Source organism: Pseudomonas azerbaijanoccidentalis, from assembly GCF_019145495.1.
Taxonomy (GTDB): Bacteria; Pseudomonadota; Gammaproteobacteria; order Pseudomonadales; family Pseudomonadaceae; genus Aquipseudomonas; species Aquipseudomonas azerbaijanoccidentalis.
This window is the reverse complement of record NZ_JAHSTU010000008.1, coordinates 1-21,240: the sequence shown is the minus strand read 5'-3', so window position 1 is coordinate 21,240 and position 21,240 is coordinate 1. Positions and strand designations below refer to the sequence as shown.

Sequence of the window (21,240 nt, the reverse complement as noted above, 5' to 3'; positions counted from 1 at the left end):
TTATGTCCGTTCGCGACCCGAACGCTGTCCTCTCGGTCAGCGGTATCGGAAAGACCTACGCCCAACCGGTTCTGCACGACATCGACCTGACGCTGATGCGCGGTGAAGTGCTGGCGCTGACCGGTGAAAATGGCGCAGGCAAAAGTACGCTGTCGAAGATTATTGGCGGGCTGGTCACACCGACCACCGGCCAGATGCAGTTTCAGGGGCAGGATTACCGCCCCGGCAGCCGCACCCAGGCGGAAGACCTGGGCATTCGCATGGTGATGCAGGAACTCAATCTGTTGCCGACCTTGTCGGTGGCGGAAAACCTGTTTCTCGACAACCTGCCGAGCCACGGCGGCTGGATCAGCCGCAAGCAACTGCGCAAAGCGGCGATTGAAGCCATGGCCCAGGTCGGGCTCGATGCGATCGACCCGGACACGCTGGTCGGCGAGCTCGGCATTGGTCACCAGCAAATGGTCGAGATCGCCCGCAACCTGATCGGCGATTGCCACGTATTGATCCTCGACGAGCCGACCGCGATGCTGACGGCCCGTGAAGTCGAAATGTTGTTCGAGCAAATCACCCGCCTGCAGGCGCGGGGCGTGTCAATCATCTACATCTCCCACCGTCTCGAAGAGCTGGCCCGGGTCGCCCAGCGCATTGCGGTACTGCGCGACGGCAATCTGGTGTGCGTCGAGCCGATGGCCAATTACAACAGTGAGCAACTGGTCACCTTGATGGTCGGTCGTGAGCTGGGCGAACACATTGATATGGGCCAGCGCAACATCGGTGCTCCGGCATTGACGGTCAATGGCCTGAGCCGCGCCGACAAGGTCCGTGATGTGTCGTTCGAGGTGCGCGCCGGCGAGATCTTCGGCATTTCCGGTTTGATCGGGGCAGGGCGCACTGAGTTGCTGCGGCTGATCTTCGGCGCCGATACGGCGGACAGCGGCACCGTGGCGCTGGGCTCTCCCGCGCAAGTCGTCAGCATTCGCTCACCGGTAGATGCCGTCGGCCACGGCATTGCCCTGATCACCGAGGACCGCAAAGGCGAAGGCCTGCTGCTGACTCAGTCGATCGGCGCCAACATTGCCCTGGGCAACATGCCGGCTATTGCCAGCGGCGGGTTCGTCAATCAAAGCGACGAAGCTTCGCTGGCCCAGCGGCAAATCGATGCCATGCGCATCCGCAGTTCCGGTCCGGCGCAATTGGTCTCCGAGCTGTCCGGCGGTAATCAGCAGAAAGTGGTGATTGGTCGTTGGCTGGAGCGCGATTGCTCGGTTTTGCTGTTCGATGAACCGACCCGAGGCATCGACGTCGGTGCCAAGTTTGATATTTATGCATTGCTCGGCGAATTGACCCGCCAGGGCAAAGCGCTGGTGGTGGTGTCCAGTGACCTGCGCGAATTGATGCTGATCTGCGATCGGATCGGCGTGCTCTCGGCGGGGCGTTTGATCGACACGTTCGAACGCGACAGCTGGACCCAGGATGACTTGCTTGCCGCCGCTTTTGCCGGCTACCAAAAACGTGATGCGCTGCTCAACGAAGCCGCGCCTAGGGACCTTCCATGAAAACCGTATCTAGCGCCGGTAAACGCAGTGGCAATTTCTACGGCCTGGGCACCTATCTGGGCCTGGCCGGTGCCTTGCTGGCGATGGTCGTGCTGTTCTCGATCCTGAGCAGCCATTTCTTGTCTTATGACACCTTCAGCACCCTGGCCAACCAGATTCCCGACCTGATGGTCCTGGCCGTTGGCATGACCTTCGTGTTGATCATTGGCGGCATCGACCTGTCGGTGGGTTCGGTGTTGGCACTGGCTGCCTCCACGGTCAGCGTGGCGATACTCGGCTGGGGATGGAGCGTCCTGCCCGCCGCGTTGCTCGGCATGGCGGCCGCCGCGCTGGCGGGGACCATCACCGGTTCGATCACCGTGGCGTGGCGCATTCCATCGTTCATCGTGTCCCTGGGCGTGCTGGAAATGGCCCGCGGCGTGGCGTACCAGATGACCGGCTCGCGCACGGCCTACATCGGTGATGCCTTCGCCTGGTTGTCCAACCCCATCGCCTTCGGCATTTCACCTTCATTCATCATTGCCCTGTTGATCATCTTCATCGCTCAGGCCGTATTGACCCGCACGGTGTTCGGTCGTTACCTGATCGGCATCGGCACCAATGAAGAAGCGGTGCGGCTGGCCGGTATCAATCCAAAGCCCTACAAGATTCTGGTGTTCAGCCTGATGGGATTGCTGGCCGGTATCGCCGCGCTGTTCCAGATTTCGCGACTGGAAGCGGCCGACCCGAATGCTGGCTCCGGCCTGGAATTGCAGGTGATCGCCGCCGTGGTCATCGGCGGGACCAGCCTGATGGGCGGGCGTGGTTCGGTCATCAGCACCTTCTTCGGTGTATTGATCATTTCGGTACTGGCGGCCGGGTTGGCGCAGATCGGTGCCACCGAGCCGACCAAACGCATCATCACCGGCGCAGTCATCGTGGTGGCGGTGGTGCTCGATACCTACCGCAGTCAACGCGCAAGTCGGCGGACCTGAGTCATGGCAACGATCAAAGATGTAGCAGCGCTCGCCGGTATCTCCTACACCACGGTTTCCCACGTGGTGAACAAGACCCGGCCCGTCAGCAAAGAAGTGCGGATCAAGGTGGAGGAGGCGATCAAAACCCTCGACTACGTGCCCAGTGCCGTGGCGCGTTCGCTGAAGGCCAAAACAACGGCCACCATTGGTTTGCTGGTGCCCAACAGCCTTAACCCGTACTTCGCCGAACTCGCTCGGGGTATTGAGGATTACTGCGAGCGTAACGGCTATTGCGTCATCCTCTGCAACTCCGACGACAACCCGGACAAGCAGCGCAGCTACCTGCGTGTGCTGCTGGAGAAACGTGTCGACGGGCTGATCGTGGCTTCGGCGGGTGGCGACAGTGGCTTGGCACAGGGCCTGGCAGGCGTGCGTACGCCCATGGTGATCGTCGACCGTGGGCTGGAAGGCGTCGATGCGGACCTGGTGCGTATCGATCACGAGTACGGCGCCTATCTGGCGACCCGTCACCTGCTGGAGCTGGGGCATCGCGATATCGCCACCATCAGCGGCCCGGCCACCACCAGCGTGGCACAAATGCGTTTGGCCGGTTTTTGCCGCGCCCTTAAAGATGCAGGTCTTGAAGTACCCCGTGAGCGCATGCTGGAAAGCGATTTCACCAGCACCGGCGGTTACAACGCCGCGGCAATCTTGCTTGAGCGCAACCCGCCCAGCGCGATTTTTGCCGCCAACGACATGATTGGCATCGGCGTGCTGCGAGCGGCGGCCGAGCGCAATATCCGTGTGCCGACGCAACTGTCGGTCATCGGCTTCGACGATATCCAGATGAGCCGCTACGTCTACCCAGCGTTGACCACCGTGGGCCAGTCAATTCTGCAGCTTGGCGAAATGGCCGCCGAAGTGCTGTTGCGCCGGATCGCGACGCCGGATCTGGCCACCCGGCAGCGCATCGTTACACCGAGCATCGTCATGCGCGAATCGACTGCGCCGCTGACCGGTCTTTTCGCGCAGTTCCGATAACGCACCGCTGAAATTGAATTTATGAGTAGTGATGTATGCCAGCAAAAGTAGTGGTAATAGGCAGCCTCAACATGGACCTGGTGACTCGTGCGCCAAGGTTGCCGCGTGGCGGCGAAACGCTGATCGGTGAGTCGTTTGCCACGGTTTCCGGTGGCAAGGGCGCTAATCAGGCAGTGGCCGCCGCGCGCTTGGGCGCACAGGTATCAATGGTCGGTTGCGTGGGTAGCGATGCCTACGGCAACGAGTTGCGCGAGGCCTTGCTGGCCGAGCAGATCGACTGTCAGGCGGTCAGCACCGTTGAGGGCTCCAGTGGCGTGGCGCTGATTGTGGTCGACGACAACAGCCAGAACGCAATCGTGATTGTCGCCGGCGCCAACGGTGCGCTGACGCCTTCGCTGATCGGCTGTTTTGATGCGGTATTGCAAGCTGCCGATGTCATCATTTGTCAGCTCGAAGTGCCGGATGCCACGGTCGGCCATGCGCTCAAGCGTGCTCGTGAACTGGGCAAGGTCGTGATTCTCAATCCGGCGCCCGCCAGTCGGCCGTTGCCGGCGGATTGGTACGCGAACATCGACTACCTGATTCCCAACGAAAACGAAGCGTCGGCGCTGAGTGGCTTGCCCGTGGACTCGCAACAAAGCGCGCAAGCCGCCGCCACCCGTTTGATTGAAATGGGTGCCGGCAAGGTGATCATTACGCTCGGTGCCGAGGGATCGCTGTTCGCCGATGGAAAAGGCTATGCGCATTTTTCGGCGCCGACGGTGAAGGCGGTTGATACCACAGCGGCCGGCGATACATTCGTGGGCGGTTTCGCCGCTGCCCTGGCCGCCGGCAAAAGCGAAGCTGAAGCGATTCGCTTTGGTCAGATTGCTGCAGCGTTGTCGGTGACCCGTGCCGGTGCGCAGCCCTCTATTCCCACCTTGTCCGAAGTACAGGCATTCAAAACACCATGAAAAAAACACCGCTGCTCAACGTTGCGCTGTCGCGCCTGATCGCCTCACTGGGCCATGGTGACATCGTGGTAATCGGCGATGCCGGTCTGCCGGTGCCGCCCGGCGTTGAACTGATTGACCTGGCCCTGACTCATGGCGTCCCGGATTTCGTCAGCACCCTGAAGGTTGTGCTCAGCGAAATGCAGGTTGAAAGCCATGTTCTGGCGCAGGAAATCCTCGAGAAAAAACCATCGGCACTGACCACGCTGGATCAGCTCAATGCCGAAGGGGCGCTGGGCCGACGCGATCTGCTCAGTCATGAGCAATTCAAAGTTCTCAGCCGACAGGCCCGGGCGGTCGTTCGTACCGGGGAATGCCAGCCGTACTGCAACATCGCGTTGGTCGCCGGGGTCACGTTTTGATCCGTCAATGATTCTCTGATCTACCCTGCACAAGGAGTGCGCCATGTACCGCTACATTCTTGAATTACCCTATCTGCTTCGGAGTTTGCTGCTTTTGACCGTGATGACCGCCACCGGCGCCCAGGCGGCGGAAAAGATTGACCTGATCATCGACACCGATCCCGGCGCCGACGATGTTGTGGCCTTGTTGTTTGCGCTGGCATCACCGGATCAATTGAACGTCCGGGCGTTGACCACCGTCGCCGGCAACGTACGCCTGGACAAGACTTCGCGTAACGCACGGTTGGCCCGAGAGTGGGCAGGGCGCGAGGAAGTGCCGGTGTACGCCGGAGCGCCGAAACCGCTGATGCGCACGCCAATCTACGCCGAAGACATCCACGGCAAGGAAGGCCTCTCGGGTGTCGCGGTGCACGAACCGAAGAAAGGTTTGGAGCAAAGCAGTGCCATCGAGTACCTGATCGATACGCTGATGTCGGCCAAACCCCACAGCATCACCCTCGCCATCCTGGGGCCGCAGACCAATCTGGCACTGGCGTTGATCCAGGAGCCGGGAATCGTTCAGGGCATCAAGGAAGTGGTGATCATGGGCGGTGCGCATTTCAACGGTGGCAACATTACGCCCGTGGCCGAGTTCAACTTGTTCGCCGATCCTCAGGCTGCCGAAGTAGTGCTAAAGAGCGGCGTGAAACTGACGTACCTGCCCCTGGACGTCACCCATAAAATCCTCACCAGTGATGCACGCCTGAAACAGATTGCAGTGTTGAACAACCATGCCAGCAAACTGGTGGGCGACATTCTGAATGAGTACATCAAGGGCGATATGGAGCATTACGGCATACCGGGTGGCCCCGTACACGACGCCACGGTGGTCGCCTACCTGCTCAAGCCCGAGCTGTTCAGCGGTCGTTCGGTGAATATAGTGATCGACAGCCGTGAAGGTCCGACCTTCGGTCAAACCATCGTTGATTGGTACGACACGTTGAAGGCACCCAAGAACGCTTTCTGGGTTGAAAGCGGCGATGCCCAAGGCTTTTTCGATCTGCTGACCGAGCGGTTGGCTCGGTTGAAATAGACCTCATACCCTCAGGTTTTGCCTGGGGGTATTACGTCCTTGCCGCTTCCGCGTTTTTTTGGTCTGCCAGGTGCTTCTCGAAAACCTGCTCGATGAAGGATTGGGCTGCATCAGCCCCCAGGTCTCGGACCAAGAGATCGATGCCGATGATTGCAAGCTCTTCCGTAGTTCCCGGGCTGTAGGAACTATGGCCGTCCTGCCACTTTGCTTTGATGTCGGCGTCGATACTTACAGTGGTCATGATGAGGCTCGTTCGGTCGAGAGTCTAAGCGTCGAGTTAACCATTTTGCGGCGCTTTTGGCACTCCGACTTAGGCATGAGGGGAGGGCTATGCGACACTTGGTCTTTGATCACTTTTCAAGGAGTGCGCTGTGCAGATTGATTTGAACACTCCGGACGGCTTGACCCTTGATGCCGTGCGCCGACTGCTGGCGGCGGCCAGCGACGATGAACATACGCAGTTGCGTGTGACCAAGGGCGGCATCGCCTATATTTCATCGGGTGTTGTCGGCGGTGCCGATATCGACGGATTGCTGTTTCGCCTGGAAACCTGGGCCAAGGGCTCCGGTTATGTCGGGCGAGTGGCAGCGAGTGACGAGGTGTGGGTCATGCAGATCTTCAATGCGTTGAAAGAGAACTGGCCGAAGCCGGCGTTCGATTACATCGACGTTTACTGAGTGCCGTTCATATTCAGTCACGATTGAAGGGAGAAGGTGAGGGCGATGCTCAGGCAAACTTGCCGTTTTTGCGCACCGAGGGCGGTTCACCGGAAGGACTGTGAAACCAAACGCCGGAATGGCGGTCGCACGATCTCAGTTTAACTATCGAAAAAAGGAGGCTTCATGCCTTGGAAGCTCGCGTCATTGGGTACTTTGTTGGCCGTTGCCACCTTGGCCGGTTGCAGCACTGCCACCACTGAGTCGGCAACAGACCCTGTAACGACGACTGACACAGGTCACAGCCGTTGCGAAGCGAAAGCCGCCGAATTCACCATCGGGAAACAGGCTTCGCCACAATTGCTGGAGCAGGCGCGTACTCGCGCGGGTGCGCAGAACGCGCGGTTCCTGCAACCTACGGACATGGTCACGCTGGAGTATCGCTCCGACCGCCTGAACCTCAACACCGATGCCAATCGTGTGGTCACCCGCGTCAACTGCGGCTGATCGTTCAAGCTTTTGTGTTGCCCATAAAAAACCCCGTCACATGGACGGGGTTTTTTTAGTGCGCCTGGAAATTACTCTGGGCGAACTTGAGCAGCTTGCATACCCTTTTGGCCTTTCTCAGCCACGAAGGAAACGGTTTGGCCTTCTTTCAGGCTTTTGAAACCGTCGCTTTCGATAGCTTTGAAGTGTACGAACAGGTCGTCACCGCCACCTTGAGGAGTGATGAAGCCGAAGCCTTTTTCATCGTTGAACCATTTAACGGTGCCGGTTTGGCGATTAGACATGGTGTATCTCCAAGAAACATATATTTTCAGTAGTACTGTGCTGCTCAGGCCAACTGGGCACACCGGGGTATCATAGTCGAAATGTGCGCTTTGGGAGCCCCCCACCGGTGCTGTTTGCCCTACAGTCACGCTTTCTTTGTTGCCTGATATGGCTGAAAGCCCCGATTTAAAAGGCTTTCAGCCGAAAGTAAAGACGATAAAAAAAGCTGTAAAACCTGCATAAATTGTCGGAAAAGGCGATTATCAGAGGCTTTTCACCGGCTGAAATCGCATTTTCAGCACGTTTTCAGGCTTATTTTTTCGCCGGATTTGCCTTGCACTTGGAAATCTGGGTCAGGGCCTGTTGTTTCAACGCATCGCTGGCCGAATTGTCCATCAAGGCCTGCAGGTCTTTGGCCGGGTACGATTTGATTGCATCGGCACCGCACGCACAGTGGGCTTTGGCAGCAGCGTCGCCGATCTGCTGAGCGGCCGCAGGAACGCACTGCGCCATGTATTTCTCGCGCTCACCTTTCGGCCATTCAGCGTGCGCGGCCAGCGGCAACAGCAGGACGATGGGGGCGACTACAGCGAACAAACGATTCAGACGCATGCCGGGATGCTCCTTGTGGGTCAATGTCTTTTATCTGAGGGGTAAAGCAGGGATCTAGTTCAGCACTCTGGCACAAAATCTCCGGATTTGCCTTGGCAGAAAACCTGCACACCGCCACGACCGTTCATCTGTGCTAGCATGCCCCGCTCGGGCCTTTGCAGGCTCCGGTCGACCTTCAGTCCCGGATGCGGCAATGGCGCGAATAACCCTGATTTGAATCCCAGTCACTCTGGTTCGGTTTTCCGGTTGGCCGCAAGGCTCCTGCCGCTGTAAGGCAGGCGTTCGTCATTGAATGGCCTGGATCGGATCTTGTACTGGCTCATCCCAACCCACGTGACCTTTGGTAGGGGTCACCACTAGGAGAGGAGGCGCCATGCCAACTATTACTCTTCCCGACGGCAGTCAACGTTCATTCGATCACCCGGTTTCCATCGCCGAGGTCGCCGCATCCATTGGTGCCGGTCTGGCCAAGGCCACCGTGGCCGGCAAGGTCAATGGCAAACTGGCCGACGCCAGTGACATCATCGACAGCGACGCTACGCTGCAAATCATCACGCCAAAGGATGAAGAGGGGCTGGAGATCATTCGCCACTCTTGCGCCCACCTGGTTGGCCACGCGGTCAAGCAGTTGTACCCGACGGCCAAAATGGTCATCGGTCCGGTCATCGATGAAGGCTTCTATTACGACATCGCCTTCGAGCGTCCTTTCACTCCGGACGACCTGGCTGCCATCGAACAGCGCATGCAGCAGCTGATCGAGAAAGATTACGACGTGATCAAGAAAGTCACTCCGCGCGCCGAAGTGATCGAAGTGTTCAAGGCCCGTGGCGAAGACTACAAGTTGCGTCTGGTCGAAGACATGCCGAACGAACAGGCCATGGGCCTGTACTATCACGAAGAATATGTCGACATGTGCCGCGGTCCGCACGTGCCGAACACCCGTTTCCTGAAATCCTTCAAGCTGACCAAGTTGTCCGGTGCCTACTGGCGCGGCGACGCCAAGAACGAGCAATTGCAGCGCGTTTACGGCACCGCATGGGCAGACAAGAAACAACTGGCTGCGTACATCCAGCGCATCGAAGAAGCCGAAAAACGCGATCACCGCAAGATCGGCAAGCGCCTGGGCCTGTTCCACACCCAGGAAGAGTCGCCGGGCATGGTGTTCTGGCATCCGAATGGCTGGACGCTGTACCAGGTGCTTGAGCAGTACATGCGCAAGGTTCAGCGCGACAACGGCTACCTCGAGATCAAGACCCCTCAGGTCGTTGACCGCAGCCTGTGGGAGAAATCCGGGCACTGGGCCAACTACGCCGACAATATGTTCACCACTCAGTCGGAAAACCGCGACTACGCCATCAAGCCAATGAACTGCCCTTGCCACGTGCAAGTGTTCAACCAGGGCCTGAAGAGCTACCGCGAGCTGCCGATGCGTCTGGCCGAATTCGGTGCTTGCCACCGTAACGAGCCATCGGGTGCGTTGCACGGCATTATGCGCGTGCGTGCGTTCACTCAGGACGACGCACACATTTTCTGCACCGAAGAGCAGATGCAGGCCGAGTCCGCAGCCTTCATCAAGCTGACCATGGACGTCTACGCCGATTTCGGCTTCAAAGACGTCGAGATGAAGCTGTCCACTCGTCCGGAAAAACGCGTGGGTTCCGACGAATTGTGGGATCGCGCCGAAGCGGCATTGGCTGCAGCCCTTGATAGCGCTGGCCTGCCGTACGATCTGCAGCCGGGTGAGGGTGCGTTCTACGGTCCGAAGATTGAGTTCTCGCTGAAAGATTGCCTCGGCCGCGTCTGGCAGTGTGGTACCCTGCAGCTCGATTTTAACCTGCCTGTCCGTTTGGGCGCCGAATACGTCTCCGAAGACAACAGCCGCAAGCATCCGGTGATGTTGCATCGGGCGATCCTGGGCTCCTTCGAACGATTCGTCGGAATTCTGATCGAGCACTACGAGGGTGCATTCCCTGCGTGGCTGGCTCCGACCCAGGCAGTGATCATGAATATCACTGATAAACAGGCAGATTTTGTTGCCGAAGTAGAAAAAACTCTCAACGAAAGCGGGTTTCGTGCCAAGTCTGACTTGAGAAATGAAAAGATCGGCTTTAAAATCCGCGAGCATACCTTGCTCAAGGTTCCCTATCTCTTGGTTATTGGAGATAAGGAAGTCGAGATGCAGACTGTCGCTGTGCGTACTCGTGAAGGTGCTGACCTGGGCTCGATGCCCGTCGCCCAGTTCGCCGAGTTCCTCGCGCAAGCGGTTTCCCGGCGTGGTCGCCAAGATTCGGAGTAATTATTATTAAGCGTGAAATGAGACAAGATAAACGAGCTGCACCGAAAGCCCCGATCAACGAGAATATCTCGGCACGCGAGGTTCGGTTAATTGGCGCTGACGGCGAGCAGATTGGCATCGTCTCGATTGATGAAGCGCTTCGTATTGCTGAAGAAGCCAAGCTTGATCTGGTAGAAATCTCCGCCGACGCAGTCCCGCCAGTTTGCCGGGTGATGGACTACGGCAAATCGATCTTCGAAAAGAAGAAGCAGATTGCGGCAGCGAAGAAAAACCAGAAGCAGATTCAGGTAAAAGAAATCAAGTTTCGTCCAGGGACGGAGGAAGGGGATTACCAGGTAAAACTGCGCAACCTGGTACGTTTCCTGAGTGACGGGGACAGGGCCAAGGTATCCTTGCGATTCCGCGGCCGTGAGATGGCCCACCAGGAGCTGGGGATGGAACTCCTCAAGCGAGTTGAAGGTGACTTGCTCGAGTACGGTTCGGTCGAACAGCATCCTAAGATGGAAGGACGCCAGCTGATTATGGTCATCGCCCCGAAAAAGAAGAAGTAATCAACAGGGCACGGCAGGCCTTCTGATTATGTTTATCAACTGAATGCGGAGTATCCGAACATGCCAAAAATGAAGACCAAAAGTGGTGCTGCTAAGCGGTTTCTGAAAACTGCTAACGGTATCAAGCACAAGCACGCTTTCAAGAGCCACATCCTGACCAAAATGTCGACCAAGCGTAAGCGTCAACTGCGCGGTAGCAGCTTGCTGCATCCGTCTGACGTGGCAAAAGTCGAGCGCATGCTGCGCCTTCGTTAATTTTAGTCAAGAATAGAGGAAGTAACTCATGGCTCGTGTAAAGCGTGGCGTCATTGCCCGTAAGCGTCACAAAAAAATTCTGAAACTTGCTAAAGGCTACTACGGCGCACGCTCCCGCGTATTCCGTGTTGCCAAGCAAGCGGTAATCAAGGCAGGCCAATACGCCTACCGTGACCGTCGTCAGAAAAAACGTCAGTTCCGCGCTCTGTGGATCGCTCGTATCAACGCTGGTGCTCGTATCAACGGTCTGTCCTACAGCCGTTTCATCGCCGGCCTGAAAAAAGCGTCCATCGAGATCGACCGTAAGGTTCTGGCTGATCTGGCAGTGAACGAAAAAGCGGCGTTTGCTGCGATTGTCGAGAAAGCTAAAGCCACCTTGGCTTAAGTACCCCCGACAGTCACCCGGCCTCACCTCTGTGGGGCCAGGTGTTAAACGTCATAAATAGGGGAAGAGCCTTCAAGCTCTTCCCCTATTTTGTATCTGGAGTCTGTACATGGAAAACCTGGATGCGCTCGTCTCTCAAGCACTAGAGGCTGTGCAAAGCGCTGAAGATATCAATGCCCTGGAGCAAATCCGGGTTCACTACCTTGGCAAAAAAGGTGAATTGACTCAGGTGATGAAGACCCTGGGGAATTTGCCGGCAGAAGAGCGTCCGCAAGTCGGTGCGCTGATCAACGTTGCCAAGGAGCGTGTCACAGACGTTCTCAATGCGCGCAAGGCGTTGTTTGAAGAGGCCGATCTGGCCGCCAAACTGTCCGCCGAGTCCATTGACGTGACCCTGCCGGGCCGCGGTCAGACCTCCGGTGGTCTGCATCCGGTTACCCGCACTCTGGAACGCATCGAACAATTCTTCACCCACATTGGCTACGGCATCGCCGAAGGCCCTGAGGTCGAAGACGATTACCACAACTTCGAAGCGCTCAACATCCCAGGCCATCACCCGGCCCGGTCGATGCACGACACCTTCTATTTCAATGCCAACATGTTGCTGCGCACCCATACCTCGCCGGTACAGGTCCGCACCATGGAGTCAAAACAGCCGCCGATCCGCATCGTCTGCCCAGGCCGTGTGTACCGTAGCGACTCGGATATAACCCACTCGCCGATGTTCCACCAGGTTGAAGGCCTGCTGGTCGATCGCGACATCAATTTTGCCGACCTCAAAGGCACCATCGAAGAATTCCTGCGCGTGTTCTTCGAAAAAGAACTGGCGGTGCGTTTCCGTCCTTCTTACTTCCCGTTCACCGAGCCATCCGCTGAAGTCGACATGGAATGCGTGATGTGCAGCGGTAAAGGCTGCCGTGTCTGTAAGCAGACTGGCTGGCTGGAAGTCATGGGCTGCGGCATGGTTCACCCGAACGTGCTGCGCATGTCCGGCATCGATCCGGAAGAGTTTTCGGGCTTTGCCTTCGGCATGGGCGTTGAGCGTCTGGCCATGCTGCGTTACGGCGTGAACGACTTGCGTCTGTTCTTCGACAACGACTTGCGGTTCCTCGCGCAATTTCGCTAGTCGTAACGAATTCTTAGGAGAGCAGGATGAAATTCAGTGAACAATGGCTGCGTGGCTGGGTTAGCCCGCAGGTAAGTCGCGACGAGCTGGTTGCTCGTCTGTCGATGGCCGGTCTTGAGGTCGATAGCGTTACGCCGGCCGCCGGTGTATTCAGCGGTGTGATCGTGGGCGAGGTGCTCAGCACCGAACAGCACCCCGACGCCGATAAGCTGCGCGTTTGTCAGGTCAGCAATGGTTCGGAAACTTTCCAGGTCGTGTGCGGTGCGCCAAACGTGCGCCCGGGCCTGAAGATTCCTTTCGCTACCATTGGTGCCGAACTGCCGGGCGACTTCAAGATCAAGAAAGCCAAGCTGCGTGGCGTTGAGTCCAACGGCATGCTGTGCTCGCAAGCCGAGTTGCAAGTGGGCGAAGGCAACGATGGCCTGATGGAGTTGCCGGCCGATGCGCCGGTCGGTCAGGACATTCGTGAGTACCTGAACCTGGAAGACGCCAGCATCGAGGTCGACCTGACCCCGAACCGCGGTGACTGCCTGTCCCTGGCCGGTCTGGCCCGTGAAGTCGGCGCGCTGTATGCCGCTCAGGTTACTCGTCCAGCGGTTGCCAGTGTTCCGGCGGTGCACGACGAAGTGCGTTCGGTAGAAGTACTGGCACCGGCTGCGTGCCCGCGTTACCTGGGTCGTGTGATCCGTAACGTCGACCTGTCCAAGCCTACGCCGCTGTGGATGGTTGAGCGTCTGCGTCGTGCTGACGTGCGCAGCATCGATGCTGCCGTCGACATCACCAACTACGTGATGCTCGAACTGGGTCAACCGCTGCACGCTTTCGATCTTGCCGAAATCAACGGCGGCATTCGCGTGCGCATGGCCGAAGAAGGCGAAAAACTGGTACTGCTCGACGGTCAGGAAGTCAGCCTGCGTAGTGATACGCTGGTGATCGCCGACCACACCCGCGCACTGGCCATTGCCGGCGTCATGGGTGGCGAACACAGCGGCGTCAACACCGCGACCACTCGCGATATCTTCCTGGAAAGCGCGTTCTTCGACCAGATCGCCGTCGCTGGCAAGGCCCGTTCCTACGGTCTGCACACCGATGCATCGCACCGCTACGAGCGTGGCGTCGACTGGCAGCTCGCCCGTGAAGCCATGGAGCGCGCTACTGGCCTGCTGCTGGAAATCACTGGTGGTGAAGCCGGCCCGATCATCGAAACCGTGAGCGAGCAGCACCTGCCGTCGATCGCGCCGATCACCCTGCGCGCCCAGCGCATCACCCAGATGCTGGGCATGGAAATGGATTCGGCTGAAGTCGAGCGTCTGCTCAGCGGTTTGGGCCTGACCATAACCGCGGACGGGGCAGGGCAGTGGCGCGTTGAGGTGCCAAGCCATCGCTTCGATATCAGCCTGGAAGTCGACCTGATCGAAGAGCTGGCGCGGCTCTACGGCTACAACCGCCTGCCGGTTCGTTACCCGCAAGCACGTCTGGCCCCGCAAGCCAAAGCAGAGGCGCGTAGCGACCTGCCGGAGTTGCGTCGCCTGCTGGTTGCTCGTGGTTATCAGGAAGCGATCACCTACAGCTTCATCGATCCGAAACAATTCGAACTGTTTAATCCGGGTGTTGAGCCGCTGTTGTTGGCCAACCCGATTTCCAACGACATGGCAGCCATGCGTTCGTCGCTGTGGCCGGGTCTGGTGAAGGCGCTTCAGCACAACCTGAACCGTCAACAGGACCGCGTGCGCCTGTTCGAAAGCGGCCTGCGTTTTGTTGGTCAGCTCGAAGGCCTCAAGCAAGAGCCGATGTTGGCCGGTGTGGTTTGCGGTAGCCGTCTGCCGGAAGGCTGGGCACAAGGTCGCGATACCGTGGACTTCTTCGACGTCAAGGCTGACGTAGAAGCGGTGCTGGGCTTCGCCGGTGCGCTGGATGCATTCTCGTTCGTACCGGGCAAGCACCCGGCCTTGCATCCGGGTCAAACCGCGCGCATTGAACGTGATGGTCGTCTGGTGGGCTTCATCGGTGCGATTCACCCTGAATTGTCGAAAAACCTGGGTCTGGATCGTCCGGTGTTTGTTTTCGAGATGGTTCTGGCGGAAGTCGCGTCGGGCAAAATGCCTAAATTCCACGAGTTGTCGCGCTTTCCTGAAGTGCGTCGTGACCTTGCACTGATTGCGCACAAAGACGTCGCAGCCTCGGCTGTACTGGACGTAATCCGTGAAAATGCAGGCGAATGGCTGACAGACCTCAGGCTATTTGACGTATATCAGGGTAAAGGCATTGATCCTGATAGAAAAAGCCTCGCAGTTGGCTTGACCTGGCAGCATCCATCGCGCACTCTTAATGACGATGAGGTGAATAACACGACGCAAAATATCCTCACCTCGCTCGAACAAAGGTTGGACGCCACGTTAAGGAAGTGACGTATGGGGGCTTTGACGAAAGCTGAAATGGCGGAACGTCTGTATGAAGAGCTGGGCCTGAACAAGCGGGAAGCCAAGGAATTGGTTGAACTGTTTTTCGAGGAAATCAGGCACGCTCTTGAAGACAACGAACAAGTCAAATTGTCCGGTTTCGGCAATTTCGACCTTCGGGACAAACGCCAGCGGCCTGGCCGCAATCCGAAAACGGGTGAAGAAATCCCGATCACGGCTCGCCGTGTGGTCACCTTTCGTCCAGGGCAGAAGTTGAAGGCCCGAGTTGAGGCTTATGCTGGAACCAAGTCATAACGACGAGCTACCCGTCATCCCAGGCAAACGCTACTTCACCATTGGTGAAGTTAGCGAGCTGTGTGCGGTAAAACCACACGTGCTGCGCTACTGGGAGCAGGAGTTTCCTCAACTCAACCCCGTCAAACGCCGCGGAAACCGCCGGTATTATCAGCGCCAGGACGTGCTGATGATCCGGCAGATCCGCGCGCTTCTTTACGATCAAGGGTTCACCATCGGCGGCGCACGCTTGCGCTTGTCCGGCGATGAAGCCAAAGATGACACCACCCAATACAAGCAAATGATCCGCCAGATGATCGCTGAGCTGGAAGATGTTCTGGTGGTCCTCAAGAAATAAATTCCTGCTTTTAAATACTTCCAGTTTTCAAAAGCTTGCGATATATTCTTGAGCGTTCCTCGAGATGAGGAACGAGTTTCACGCCTAGTCGGGGCGTAGCGCAGTCCGGTAGCGCACTAGCATGGGGTGCTAGGGGTCGAGTGTTCGAATCACTCCGTCCCGACCATATATTTCAACAGCTTAGCGGTCATTTCTGAACGCTGGGTTTTGAGCCCTAGTGACTTTCCGAGTGAGCTAGGGTTATTTCTTCAAGCCTGCCTCCTTTTCAGAATCGTAAGCGCTGGTGCGCGTGAGTCGGTTGCTGATACCTTATTTGCAGCCTCAATCAGTTGGTCCAGCTCTGCGGCCGAGTAGTGACTGGTGATGCTGCCGTTCTTGTGTCCGAGCAATGCTTTTCGATCTTCTTCGGTGACACCTGCTGCGCGTAGCCTTCTGCCAAAGGTGTGCTTCAGGTCGTGAACCCTGATCTTGGTGAACCCTTCATGTGGTGCTCGAAGATGCTTTTCGAGCCACTTCTTGGTCGCCCTGATCCTTGCTCGCTTCCAGGCCGAGTCGTTCATCCGATGAATCATGGTTGCCTCACCATGTTCATTGGGCATCCCAAACGGGAAAACGAAAAGCTTGTGCTGCCCGCGCTGCTTTTCGATGACCGACTTGGCCACACTGTTCAAAATCACCAAGCGTTCGTCCCGGTTCTTCACGCCGGATCGTTCGCTCCTGCCTCCAAAGCCAGCTGGGATCAGAAATACACTTGTTCCCAGTTCCGGTACCGCAATCTCCCAATCCCACTGAAGTTTGCACACCTCCTGTTCCCGGCACCCGGTGTTGACCTTGAACATCGCCATGACTTGCAAATGCGCTGGCAGCTCAGAAAACAAAATCGATTGCTCTTCCCACGAAAGCGGGTAGGGCTTGCGACTGGTCGTCTTCTCATCCAGCAGCGAGATCATCGGCACGGTATCGAGCCAAGGTCTGCGCTCATCATCTCGCCACTTCCTGGCACACAGGTTCAAAACCCGGATGACCCGCTGAAGGGCGATGTTCACCGTTCTATTCGTGACCGGCTTCTTCCCGTCCGCGGGGCTCAGCTTTGATTTGATGTACGGCGCCAAGGCTGCGTCATCTATATGGGTGATCGGCATGTCCCCTATGAAGGGATCGAGCTGAGCCATATACGTCGCCGAAATGTGGATCGAAGCTTGGTCCTTCACTTCCAGCAGGAACTTGGTGGAGGCCTCCCGCCAAGTCCTGACCTGCTTCACGCCGTAGACCTTTTGCTGACGCAGTTTCTCGAGCAGGTGGATCAGGAACTGCTCGGCTTCCGCCCGGTCACGAGTGCCAGTACTCTCTTGAATTCTTTCTCCTCGGTAGATTTTGTCGATTTTCCAGATGCCGTTCGGCATTTGCTGGAGCCCTGTGATTGCTTTTTGGGCCATGGCGTTGCTCCTTTTGCTCCGCCACGGCGCTCGCTGCGGGGCTGATTGTTGTCTTGATTGGCTACCTTTTCAATCGACTTGCGTGCGATGTACGCATCGGCCCACTCGTCGAGCTCATGCCGGTCAAAGGCGACACCCTGTTTCCCAATGGGAAATTCGCGGATATACGGGCGCACCTCGGCATCAAAGACCGCGCGACACATGCCCAGGTAAGCGGGCGCCTGCTTGGCTCGGATGAAGCGGGGGAGAAGCGCGAGATCTGCCGTCATCTTTCATGTCTCCTGATCAGCGCGACCGGCCCTCTCAGCGGCCATTTTGATTTTGAGTTCGCTTTGACGAGTCGGATATGCCTCTCCCTCCCACGGCCCGGGCTTCCCGCGAATCGCGCCATGCTGCACGTACTGACGCGGTTTCTTACTGGAAAAGAGCTTTTCGCAGGCCTCAAACAACGCCTTTTCACCCTTAGTGGCTGTCAGGGCTTGACCTGCAATCGAGCCGATCTGAATCCAGCCCGACTTGTCGCGACCGTAGTTTTCCGTCTTGAACAGCCGGTAACGGTTTCTGTGACCGGTGCTGGGCGATGAGCTTTCTGTGTTCAGGAAGAAATGAACGCCGCCTTGGCGCACCTGCAGCACTGTTTTAGCCATTGCGGACCTCTCCAGGTACCGAGCGAAGACTGAGCAATCGGATGCCGCAAGCTTTGGCCAGCTCTTGCAGATCTCGTACGGTGGTTTGCTCTCGTTTCATAGCCATACCCAGGTCTATAAGGCGCTGGCCAAACTCCGCGAATTCATTTGCTGGTGTATGTGGTTGAGTACTCACTGGGCGTCCTCTTGGAGTAAAAGTCTGCCGGCAAGGCATTTTCTGGGGCGAGCAAAGGCCTGCCGCGTTGTTGGCGTTCGCAGAAATGGTGAAGGCTCTGGGTTTGCCGTGAGGCAAATGAGGAGTAAAGATAAATTAGCACTAGCTAAATAATAGTTCAATACGAATTGCTAAATAGTATTTGTGTACGGTGCTGAGAGAGCGGCAGATGCGAGACGGCGCTACTCGTAGTGGAGATTCAATGGTGATAAATTTCGCGTCCTTGGCAAGCTGTACGGGCGAGAAGGGGACGCCTTGTTCTGGTCTCGGACGGTGGCAACAGCTTCGCCGAGATCAAGAGCGGCACGTGCTCTGGTCGGTGATGAATTCGCGCTAACAATTGAAAGGCAGAGCAATGCCCTGCAGAAGGGTTACTGAATGCCGAATGAAAAGTCGGAAAGTAAAGCAGCGGCAACTGCTGCTGAAATTGAGCGTTCTATTCAAGCTTTGAATAAAATGGCTGAACGCCTATGGGGAGATGGCCGGGAAGCCGAGGCGAAAGCTCTCCTCGATGCCTTGGATGCCTTGAACCGTGCGCTTGATCGGATCTGGATTGGAGAGAGCCGCAAGGTCCTGCACTGAATCAACGTGGACTGTACGGTTGAACAGCTATCGACCCAATTATATCAATAGCCAAAATCAACAGCCCAGGTGGTGGCACTTGATAGACTCATATCAAGCGACGCCACAAGGGGTCGCTCGAAGAAACTGGAGCTTAACGTGGACAAGACATTGCGTTTCCTGAAGAAGGAAGATACCGAGGAAAGCCTCGGCGTTCTTCGCTCGCATTCGTCTAACGCCGAAAAAATTGCGTTTGTGATGACCATCAGCGAACAAAAATCAAAAATGATCGCTAAGCGAGGTCGTGACGCCCTCGTAGCTGCGCTCAAGGAAGATCGCCTATAAGGATGTAAATTTTGGTCGAGATTTCGCCTCACTTTTATAAGTTTTTCGATTTGACCGACCATGATGAGCAAAAGATGTGTGAGGGTTTAATTGCCCTTTTCACAGCCTACATCTCCAAGCGTCAACACCCATTTGCCGGAAAAGACGTTCCTTACCACCAGCCGCCTGGAACCGTCGTCACTGACGTGAACCTCCGACATGTGCATCTCAAGCCTCTGTCGACGACCAAAACAAGCATAGAAAAATGGCAGCGCGGCGCGACATCAGATCGCTGCCTTGTTTACGCTCGCTCATCCTGTCAGCGTCACCTCCTAATTGCCTATCTGCATGAGAATGCGCACGCACAAGCGTACGACTTTGATTTTTTGAAAGCCTTAGCAAAGGTCGGAGAAAATTGGCTCTATCAGGAAAACATTTTTGCAGACCTTAATTACCCCTTTTAACGATTGCCCAGCCTAGCGCCGGGCCTTTTGTTTCTGCGTATCCCTGCCTACGCGGGTATCGCCCGTCCCCCTCTTTACACTCCGCCCTCAAAGACTAGTCTTACTCCGCTATGGGTCCCGTCAATGGAGAGGAAGCATGGACACGATGAGCAAGGGCGAACTCGAAGCAGAGCTCTCGAGTCGATTGCCACAATGCACCGTCGTTTGCTCGATAAATGTAGATGGCAGCCTGTCTCTCGAAGTGACCGGGCCAGATGGTCACCAGTTCACTATCGCCAACATAGATAGGTCGCACTATCGCGGTGAAGCCGGGATCACCAATTTGGCACGCGAGGTTCTGCAGGAAATGGTTTTTTCGCGACAGTCTTCCAACCTGACATAAGCTCATCAACTTAGAGATTCAAAATCTCAGTATTGTCACACCCATACAGCACAATGCAGTCAGCCAAATGGAATTGGCCCTGTCTTCAGACAGACCGGTCTAGCATCGGGTTTTTTATTCCACACCTTCACACATTTTTCACGCTCACGAGCATAGGGTGAAGGAAGCTCCTTATGATCCTTTCAGCCCGCGCTCCCCACGCGGGCTTTTCTTTGTCTGCGACTTCGCAGCCCGAGAGCTTTCTTGCTGGTCTACGCTTTCCTTCTCGATGGAGGAAGCGCTATGCCGAACGATCCTACTCCCGCACTGCTTTACCACATGAACCAGGACATCATGGCTCTCGGATCTGCTATCGAGGAGATCGGTATCTGGATCGATCAGCGTGGCTCCACTGAGACGTCAGATCGAATCAGCACGCATCTACAGGTACCGGAAGCCAACGCTGATGCCATTGCTGGATTGATGGCTGACCTGATAGCCAGGTGCAAGCCGGATGAAGAGGAAGAGCCGGAAGACGGACTACATTACTATCAATGCAGCAAGGGCCAGAGCCTGGCTCTGGCTTCGTAGGAGACTGATCATGACCCTACCCTCGCCGAAGGATTTGGCGAACATGAAATTGCCATCGAAGCTGTCAAAGTTTCTGAAAGCCATTGAATTTCAAAGGCCCTCAGGTGTTGATAGTCGGGAGTGGCAGCAGTTGGCACTTCTCTACAAGGTCATGAAAGATTTGGGGGAGGGAGAGGAGTTTGAGCGTTTGGCAGAAAGACTGGTTGCTCACCTCAGTCACTATCAAAAGGTAATCCGAAACGGGGCAGAGCCTTTCGTATCTCTCGCTTTGACGAGGAAGCAGCGTCGTGGAGCTAAGCGACGTGGAACGTTCAAGCCAGCAGTGACTTTCTCTGACTCACCGCAAGAAATCGCCAGAAAGAGAAATTCGACTCCGGTTATAGGGCTGGGAATGGACAGCATCCTTCCCCCGCCAAAAAAAATCCGAAGGGATCAAGTAACCTACGATGCGCAGACTGCACCGATTGAAGAGACCGATCGGCATCACGCGCTCTACGTTGCTGGTTGGTCGCTAGCTAAGGAAGAGCCTTAATCGCCAGCTTGTATCACTGCACTCAGCTTACGCTTTGGCGTTGATCTGGATTGTAAAGGGGAGGGCAGCCACGACCCCGTCCATCGTCGCCTTGTCTCGCTCAAAGTAAGCGGCACCGGCATGTGTCATCGCTAGCTGATGCTCTCCAATCTCGACGACGTCAACCAAAGCAAAAAGCGAGATCAGCTCTAACCCTTTGGCTCTACTAATTTCTGTATTCCACGAGTCATTTCCATCTTTCAACATATTGGCAAAGTCTTTGGCCTCTTCGTACGTGCCGAAGAGTTCAAGCATTTCTGTCGACCAAGTTTTACTGCGGTCGCGATACGCAATCGTCTCTGGGGATCCTGGACTCCCCAGGTAAAAGGCATGTCTGTTTGCGAGAGCTTGCGCGTCCGGATGATTGGGCCCGCGTCGAATTATCCAGG

28 protein-coding genes, 1 tRNA gene and 1 pseudogene are annotated in these 21,240 nt (G+C 56.6%); 23 read left to right on the top strand and 7 right to left on the bottom strand.

Annotated features, from left to right (window positions below; genetic code table 11):
• The first annotated feature begins 2 nt into the window (after nucleotides 1-2).
• The 6 genes from KVG88_RS23035 to KVG88_RS23010 are packed head-to-tail and all read left to right on the top strand — an operon-like array spanning nucleotide 3 to nucleotide 5,979.
• Nucleotides 3-1,556: a sugar ABC transporter ATP-binding protein gene (locus KVG88_RS23035; protein WP_217872845.1), complete on the top strand. Its 1,554-nt coding sequence runs from the start codon at nucleotides 3-5 to the stop codon at nucleotides 1,554-1,556.
• The gene (locus KVG88_RS23030; protein WP_150705185.1) at nucleotides 1,553-2,530 is read left to right on the top strand and encodes an ABC transporter permease; all 978 of its coding nucleotides are present in this window, start codon (nucleotides 1,553-1,555) and stop codon (nucleotides 2,528-2,530) included. The genes KVG88_RS23035 and KVG88_RS23030 overlap by 4 nt, the downstream gene beginning before the upstream one ends.
• A 3-nt stretch (nucleotides 2,531-2,533) precedes the next feature.
• Complete coding sequence (locus tag KVG88_RS23025) at nucleotides 2,534-3,553, top strand: LacI family DNA-binding transcriptional regulator (RefSeq protein WP_150705186.1); 1,020 nt, start codon at nucleotides 2,534-2,536, stop codon at nucleotides 3,551-3,553.
• Between the two features lie 35 nt (nucleotides 3,554-3,588).
• Nucleotides 3,589-4,506, top strand: a complete 918-nt coding sequence (gene rbsK, locus KVG88_RS23020) for a ribokinase (protein WP_217872844.1) — start codon at nucleotides 3,589-3,591, stop codon at nucleotides 4,504-4,506.
• The gene (rbsD, locus tag KVG88_RS23015; RefSeq protein ID WP_217872843.1) at nucleotides 4,503-4,907 is read left to right on the top strand and encodes a D-ribose pyranase; all 405 of its coding nucleotides are present in this window, start codon (nucleotides 4,503-4,505) and stop codon (nucleotides 4,905-4,907) included. Before rbsK ends, rbsD begins: the two co-directional genes overlap by 4 nt.
• A gap of 43 nt (nucleotides 4,908-4,950) precedes the next feature.
• Complete coding sequence (locus KVG88_RS23010; protein WP_217872842.1) at nucleotides 4,951-5,979, top strand: nucleoside hydrolase; 1,029 nt, start codon at nucleotides 4,951-4,953, stop codon at nucleotides 5,977-5,979.
• A gap of 31 nt (nucleotides 5,980-6,010) precedes the next feature.
• Here KVG88_RS23010 and KVG88_RS23005 read toward each other — a convergent pair whose 3' ends face one another.
• Nucleotides 6,011-6,220, bottom strand: a complete 210-nt coding sequence (locus KVG88_RS23005) for a hypothetical protein (protein ID WP_150705190.1) — start codon at nucleotides 6,218-6,220, stop codon at nucleotides 6,011-6,013.
• Between the two features lie 130 nt (nucleotides 6,221-6,350).
• Here KVG88_RS23005 and KVG88_RS23000 point away from each other — a divergent pair, with 130 nt between their 5' ends.
• Nucleotides 6,351-6,656 (top strand): hypothetical protein, encoded by a 306-nt coding sequence (locus KVG88_RS23000; RefSeq protein WP_150705191.1) that lies wholly within the window; start codon nucleotides 6,351-6,353, stop codon nucleotides 6,654-6,656.
• A 165-nt stretch (nucleotides 6,657-6,821) separates the two neighbouring features.
• Nucleotides 6,822-7,142 carry an I78 family peptidase inhibitor gene (locus KVG88_RS22995; RefSeq protein WP_150705192.1) on the top strand — a complete coding sequence of 107 codons (321 nt, stop codon included), beginning with the start codon at nucleotides 6,822-6,824 and terminating at the stop codon, nucleotides 7,140-7,142.
• 71 nt (nucleotides 7,143-7,213) lie between these two features.
• On the opposite strand, the gene KVG88_RS22990 is transcribed toward KVG88_RS22995, so the two are convergent.
• Together KVG88_RS22990 and KVG88_RS22985 are read right to left on the bottom strand one after the other, a co-directional pair.
• On the bottom strand, nucleotides 7,214-7,426 hold the full coding sequence (locus KVG88_RS22990; RefSeq protein ID WP_003179963.1) for a cold-shock protein: 213 nt from the start codon (nucleotides 7,424-7,426) through the stop codon (nucleotides 7,214-7,216).
• Between the two features lie 292 nt (nucleotides 7,427-7,718).
• Nucleotides 7,719-8,018: a hypothetical protein gene (locus KVG88_RS22985; protein WP_217872841.1), complete on the bottom strand. Its 300-nt coding sequence runs from the start codon at nucleotides 8,016-8,018 to the stop codon at nucleotides 7,719-7,721.
• Nucleotides 8,019-8,391: 373 nt separating this feature from the next.
• On the opposite strand from KVG88_RS22985, the gene thrS reads away from it, so the two are divergent.
• From thrS to KVG88_RS22940, 9 genes are all read left to right on the top strand, one after another.
• Nucleotides 8,392-10,314 (top strand): threonine--tRNA ligase, encoded by a 1,923-nt coding sequence (gene thrS / locus KVG88_RS22980; protein WP_150705194.1) that lies wholly within the window; start codon nucleotides 8,392-8,394, stop codon nucleotides 10,312-10,314.
• Nucleotides 10,314-10,865, top strand: a complete 552-nt coding sequence (gene infC / locus KVG88_RS22975; protein WP_169843736.1) for a translation initiation factor IF-3 — start codon at nucleotides 10,314-10,316, stop codon at nucleotides 10,863-10,865. The genes thrS and infC overlap by 1 nt, the downstream gene beginning before the upstream one ends.
• A 60-nt stretch (nucleotides 10,866-10,925) precedes the next feature.
• Complete coding sequence (gene rpmI, locus KVG88_RS22970) at nucleotides 10,926-11,120, top strand: 50S ribosomal protein L35 (protein ID WP_002553160.1); 195 nt, start codon at nucleotides 10,926-10,928, stop codon at nucleotides 11,118-11,120.
• A gap of 28 nt (nucleotides 11,121-11,148) precedes the next feature.
• Entirely contained in the window at nucleotides 11,149-11,505 is a 357-nt protein-coding gene (gene rplT / locus KVG88_RS22965; protein ID WP_007905879.1) for a 50S ribosomal protein L20, read from the top strand.
• A gap of 109 nt (nucleotides 11,506-11,614) precedes the next feature.
• Entirely contained in the window at nucleotides 11,615-12,631 is a 1,017-nt protein-coding gene (pheS, locus tag KVG88_RS22960; protein ID WP_056853666.1) for a phenylalanine--tRNA ligase subunit alpha, read from the top strand.
• A 26-nt stretch (nucleotides 12,632-12,657) separates the two neighbouring features.
• Entirely contained in the window at nucleotides 12,658-15,039 is a 2,382-nt protein-coding gene (gene pheT, locus KVG88_RS22955) for a phenylalanine--tRNA ligase subunit beta (RefSeq protein WP_217872840.1), read from the top strand.
• 3 nt (nucleotides 15,040-15,042) lie between these two features.
• Nucleotides 15,043-15,345, top strand: coding sequence for an integration host factor subunit alpha (gene ihfA, locus KVG88_RS22950; protein WP_002553164.1), 303 nt, complete (start codon nucleotides 15,043-15,045; stop codon nucleotides 15,343-15,345).
• Nucleotides 15,326-15,682, top strand: a complete 357-nt coding sequence (locus KVG88_RS22945) for a MerR family transcriptional regulator (protein ID WP_003179985.1) — start codon at nucleotides 15,326-15,328, stop codon at nucleotides 15,680-15,682. The genes ihfA and KVG88_RS22945 overlap by 20 nt, the downstream gene beginning before the upstream one ends.
• Before the next feature lie 89 nt (nucleotides 15,683-15,771).
• Nucleotides 15,772-15,848: transfer RNA gene (locus KVG88_RS22940), tRNA-Pro, on the top strand.
• A gap of 82 nt (nucleotides 15,849-15,930) precedes the next feature.
• Here KVG88_RS22940 and KVG88_RS22935 read toward each other — a convergent pair.
• From KVG88_RS22935 to KVG88_RS22930, 3 genes are read right to left on the bottom strand one after another with little or no spacing between them, the layout of a single operon-like run.
• Nucleotides 15,931-17,085: a tyrosine-type recombinase/integrase gene (locus KVG88_RS22935; protein ID WP_225934129.1), complete on the bottom strand. Its 1,155-nt coding sequence runs from the start codon at nucleotides 17,083-17,085 to the stop codon at nucleotides 15,931-15,933.
• Nucleotides 16,986-17,387 carry a hypothetical protein gene (locus KVG88_RS31125; protein WP_225934120.1) on the bottom strand — a complete coding sequence of 134 codons (402 nt, stop codon included), beginning with the start codon at nucleotides 17,385-17,387 and terminating at the stop codon, nucleotides 16,986-16,988. Before KVG88_RS31125 ends, KVG88_RS22935 begins: the two co-directional genes overlap by 100 nt.
• A gap of 3 nt (nucleotides 17,388-17,390) precedes the next feature.
• Complete coding sequence (locus tag KVG88_RS22930; RefSeq protein ID WP_217872838.1) at nucleotides 17,391-17,765, bottom strand: hypothetical protein; 375 nt, start codon at nucleotides 17,763-17,765, stop codon at nucleotides 17,391-17,393.
• A gap of 592 nt (nucleotides 17,766-18,357) precedes the next feature.
• Here KVG88_RS22930 and KVG88_RS22925 point away from each other — a divergent pair.
• The 6 genes from KVG88_RS22925 (at nucleotide 18,358) to KVG88_RS22900 (ending at nucleotide 20,812) form a co-directional block, all read left to right on the top strand.
• Nucleotides 18,358-18,561, top strand: a complete 204-nt coding sequence (locus KVG88_RS22925; RefSeq protein WP_217872837.1) for a hypothetical protein — start codon at nucleotides 18,358-18,360, stop codon at nucleotides 18,559-18,561.
• A 138-nt stretch (nucleotides 18,562-18,699) separates the two neighbouring features.
• A complete protein-coding gene (locus KVG88_RS22920) occupies nucleotides 18,700-18,885 on the top strand; it encodes a hypothetical protein (RefSeq protein WP_217872836.1) in 186 nt (61 codons plus the stop codon).
• Nucleotides 18,886-18,896: 11 nt separating this feature from the next.
• On the top strand, nucleotides 18,897-19,328 hold the full coding sequence (locus tag KVG88_RS22915; RefSeq protein WP_217872835.1) for a type II toxin-antitoxin system YafO family toxin: 432 nt from the start codon (nucleotides 18,897-18,899) through the stop codon (nucleotides 19,326-19,328).
• Between the two features lie 136 nt (nucleotides 19,329-19,464).
• The gene (locus KVG88_RS22910; protein WP_217872834.1) at nucleotides 19,465-19,710 is read left to right on the top strand and encodes a hypothetical protein; all 246 of its coding nucleotides are present in this window, start codon (nucleotides 19,465-19,467) and stop codon (nucleotides 19,708-19,710) included.
• A 282-nt stretch (nucleotides 19,711-19,992) separates the two neighbouring features.
• A complete protein-coding gene (locus KVG88_RS22905; protein ID WP_217872833.1) occupies nucleotides 19,993-20,280 on the top strand; it encodes a hypothetical protein in 288 nt (95 codons plus the stop codon).
• Nucleotides 20,281-20,290: 10 nt separating this feature from the next.
• Nucleotides 20,291-20,812, top strand: coding sequence for a hypothetical protein (locus KVG88_RS22900; protein WP_217872832.1), 522 nt, complete (start codon nucleotides 20,291-20,293; stop codon nucleotides 20,810-20,812).
• Nucleotides 20,813-20,839: 27 nt separating this feature from the next.
• Here the strand turns inward: KVG88_RS22900 and KVG88_RS22895 are convergent.
• A pseudogene (locus KVG88_RS22895) lies at nucleotides 20,840-21,240 on the bottom strand (hypothetical protein); the annotation flags it as partial.

What these genes read in the sequence shown, in the direction of transcription:
- pheT (WP_217872840.1), top strand. Translation starts at nt 12,658, where the DNA reads ATGAAATTCAGTGAACAATGGCTGCGTGGCTGGGTTAGCCCGCAGGTA.
- KVG88_RS23005 (WP_150705190.1), bottom strand. Translation starts at nt 6,220, where the DNA reads ATGACCACTGTAAGTATCGACGCCGACATCAAAGCAAAGTGGCAGGAC.
- KVG88_RS22995 (WP_150705192.1), top strand. Translation starts at nt 6,822, where the DNA reads ATGCCTTGGAAGCTCGCGTCATTGGGTACTTTGTTGGCCGTTGCCACC.
- thrS (WP_150705194.1), top strand. Translation starts at nt 8,392, where the DNA reads ATGCCAACTATTACTCTTCCCGACGGCAGTCAACGTTCATTCGATCAC.
- KVG88_RS22900 (WP_217872832.1), top strand. Translation starts at nt 20,291, where the DNA reads ATGACCCTACCCTCGCCGAAGGATTTGGCGAACATGAAATTGCCATCG.
- rpmI (WP_002553160.1), top strand. Translation starts at nt 10,926, where the DNA reads ATGCCAAAAATGAAGACCAAAAGTGGTGCTGCTAAGCGGTTTCTGAAA.
- KVG88_RS22935 (WP_225934129.1), bottom strand. Translation starts at nt 17,085, where the DNA reads ATGCCGAACGGCATCTGGAAAATCGACAAAATCTACCGAGGAGAAAGA.
- ihfA (WP_002553164.1), top strand. Translation starts at nt 15,043, where the DNA reads ATGGGGGCTTTGACGAAAGCTGAAATGGCGGAACGTCTGTATGAAGAG.
- KVG88_RS22905 (WP_217872833.1), top strand. Translation starts at nt 19,993, where the DNA reads ATGCCGAACGATCCTACTCCCGCACTGCTTTACCACATGAACCAGGAC.
- KVG88_RS23030 (WP_150705185.1), top strand. Translation starts at nt 1,553, where the DNA reads ATGAAAACCGTATCTAGCGCCGGTAAACGCAGTGGCAATTTCTACGGC.
- KVG88_RS22990 (WP_003179963.1), bottom strand. Translation starts at nt 7,426, where the DNA reads ATGTCTAATCGCCAAACCGGCACCGTTAAATGGTTCAACGATGAAAAA.
- KVG88_RS22910 (WP_217872834.1), top strand. Translation starts at nt 19,465, where the DNA reads ATGGACACGATGAGCAAGGGCGAACTCGAAGCAGAGCTCTCGAGTCGA.
- KVG88_RS22985 (WP_217872841.1), bottom strand. Translation starts at nt 8,018, where the DNA reads ATGCGTCTGAATCGTTTGTTCGCTGTAGTCGCCCCCATCGTCCTGCTG.
- KVG88_RS22925 (WP_217872837.1), top strand. Translation starts at nt 18,358, where the DNA reads ATGCCGAATGAAAAGTCGGAAAGTAAAGCAGCGGCAACTGCTGCTGAA.
- pheS (WP_056853666.1), top strand. Translation starts at nt 11,615, where the DNA reads ATGGAAAACCTGGATGCGCTCGTCTCTCAAGCACTAGAGGCTGTGCAA.
- KVG88_RS22945 (WP_003179985.1), top strand. Translation starts at nt 15,326, where the DNA reads ATGCTGGAACCAAGTCATAACGACGAGCTACCCGTCATCCCAGGCAAA.
- rbsD (WP_217872843.1), top strand. Translation starts at nt 4,503, where the DNA reads ATGAAAAAAACACCGCTGCTCAACGTTGCGCTGTCGCGCCTGATCGCC.
- KVG88_RS23025 (WP_150705186.1), top strand. Translation starts at nt 2,534, where the DNA reads ATGGCAACGATCAAAGATGTAGCAGCGCTCGCCGGTATCTCCTACACC.
- KVG88_RS31125 (WP_225934120.1), bottom strand. Translation starts at nt 17,387, where the DNA reads ATGACGGCAGATCTCGCGCTTCTCCCCCGCTTCATCCGAGCCAAGCAG.
- rbsK (WP_217872844.1), top strand. Translation starts at nt 3,589, where the DNA reads ATGCCAGCAAAAGTAGTGGTAATAGGCAGCCTCAACATGGACCTGGTG.
- KVG88_RS22930 (WP_217872838.1), bottom strand. Translation starts at nt 17,765, where the DNA reads ATGGCTAAAACAGTGCTGCAGGTGCGCCAAGGCGGCGTTCATTTCTTC.
- rplT (WP_007905879.1), top strand. Translation starts at nt 11,149, where the DNA reads ATGGCTCGTGTAAAGCGTGGCGTCATTGCCCGTAAGCGTCACAAAAAA.
- KVG88_RS23010 (WP_217872842.1), top strand. Translation starts at nt 4,951, where the DNA reads ATGTACCGCTACATTCTTGAATTACCCTATCTGCTTCGGAGTTTGCTG.
- KVG88_RS23035 (WP_217872845.1), top strand. Translation starts at nt 3, where the DNA reads ATGTCCGTTCGCGACCCGAACGCTGTCCTCTCGGTCAGCGGTATCGGA.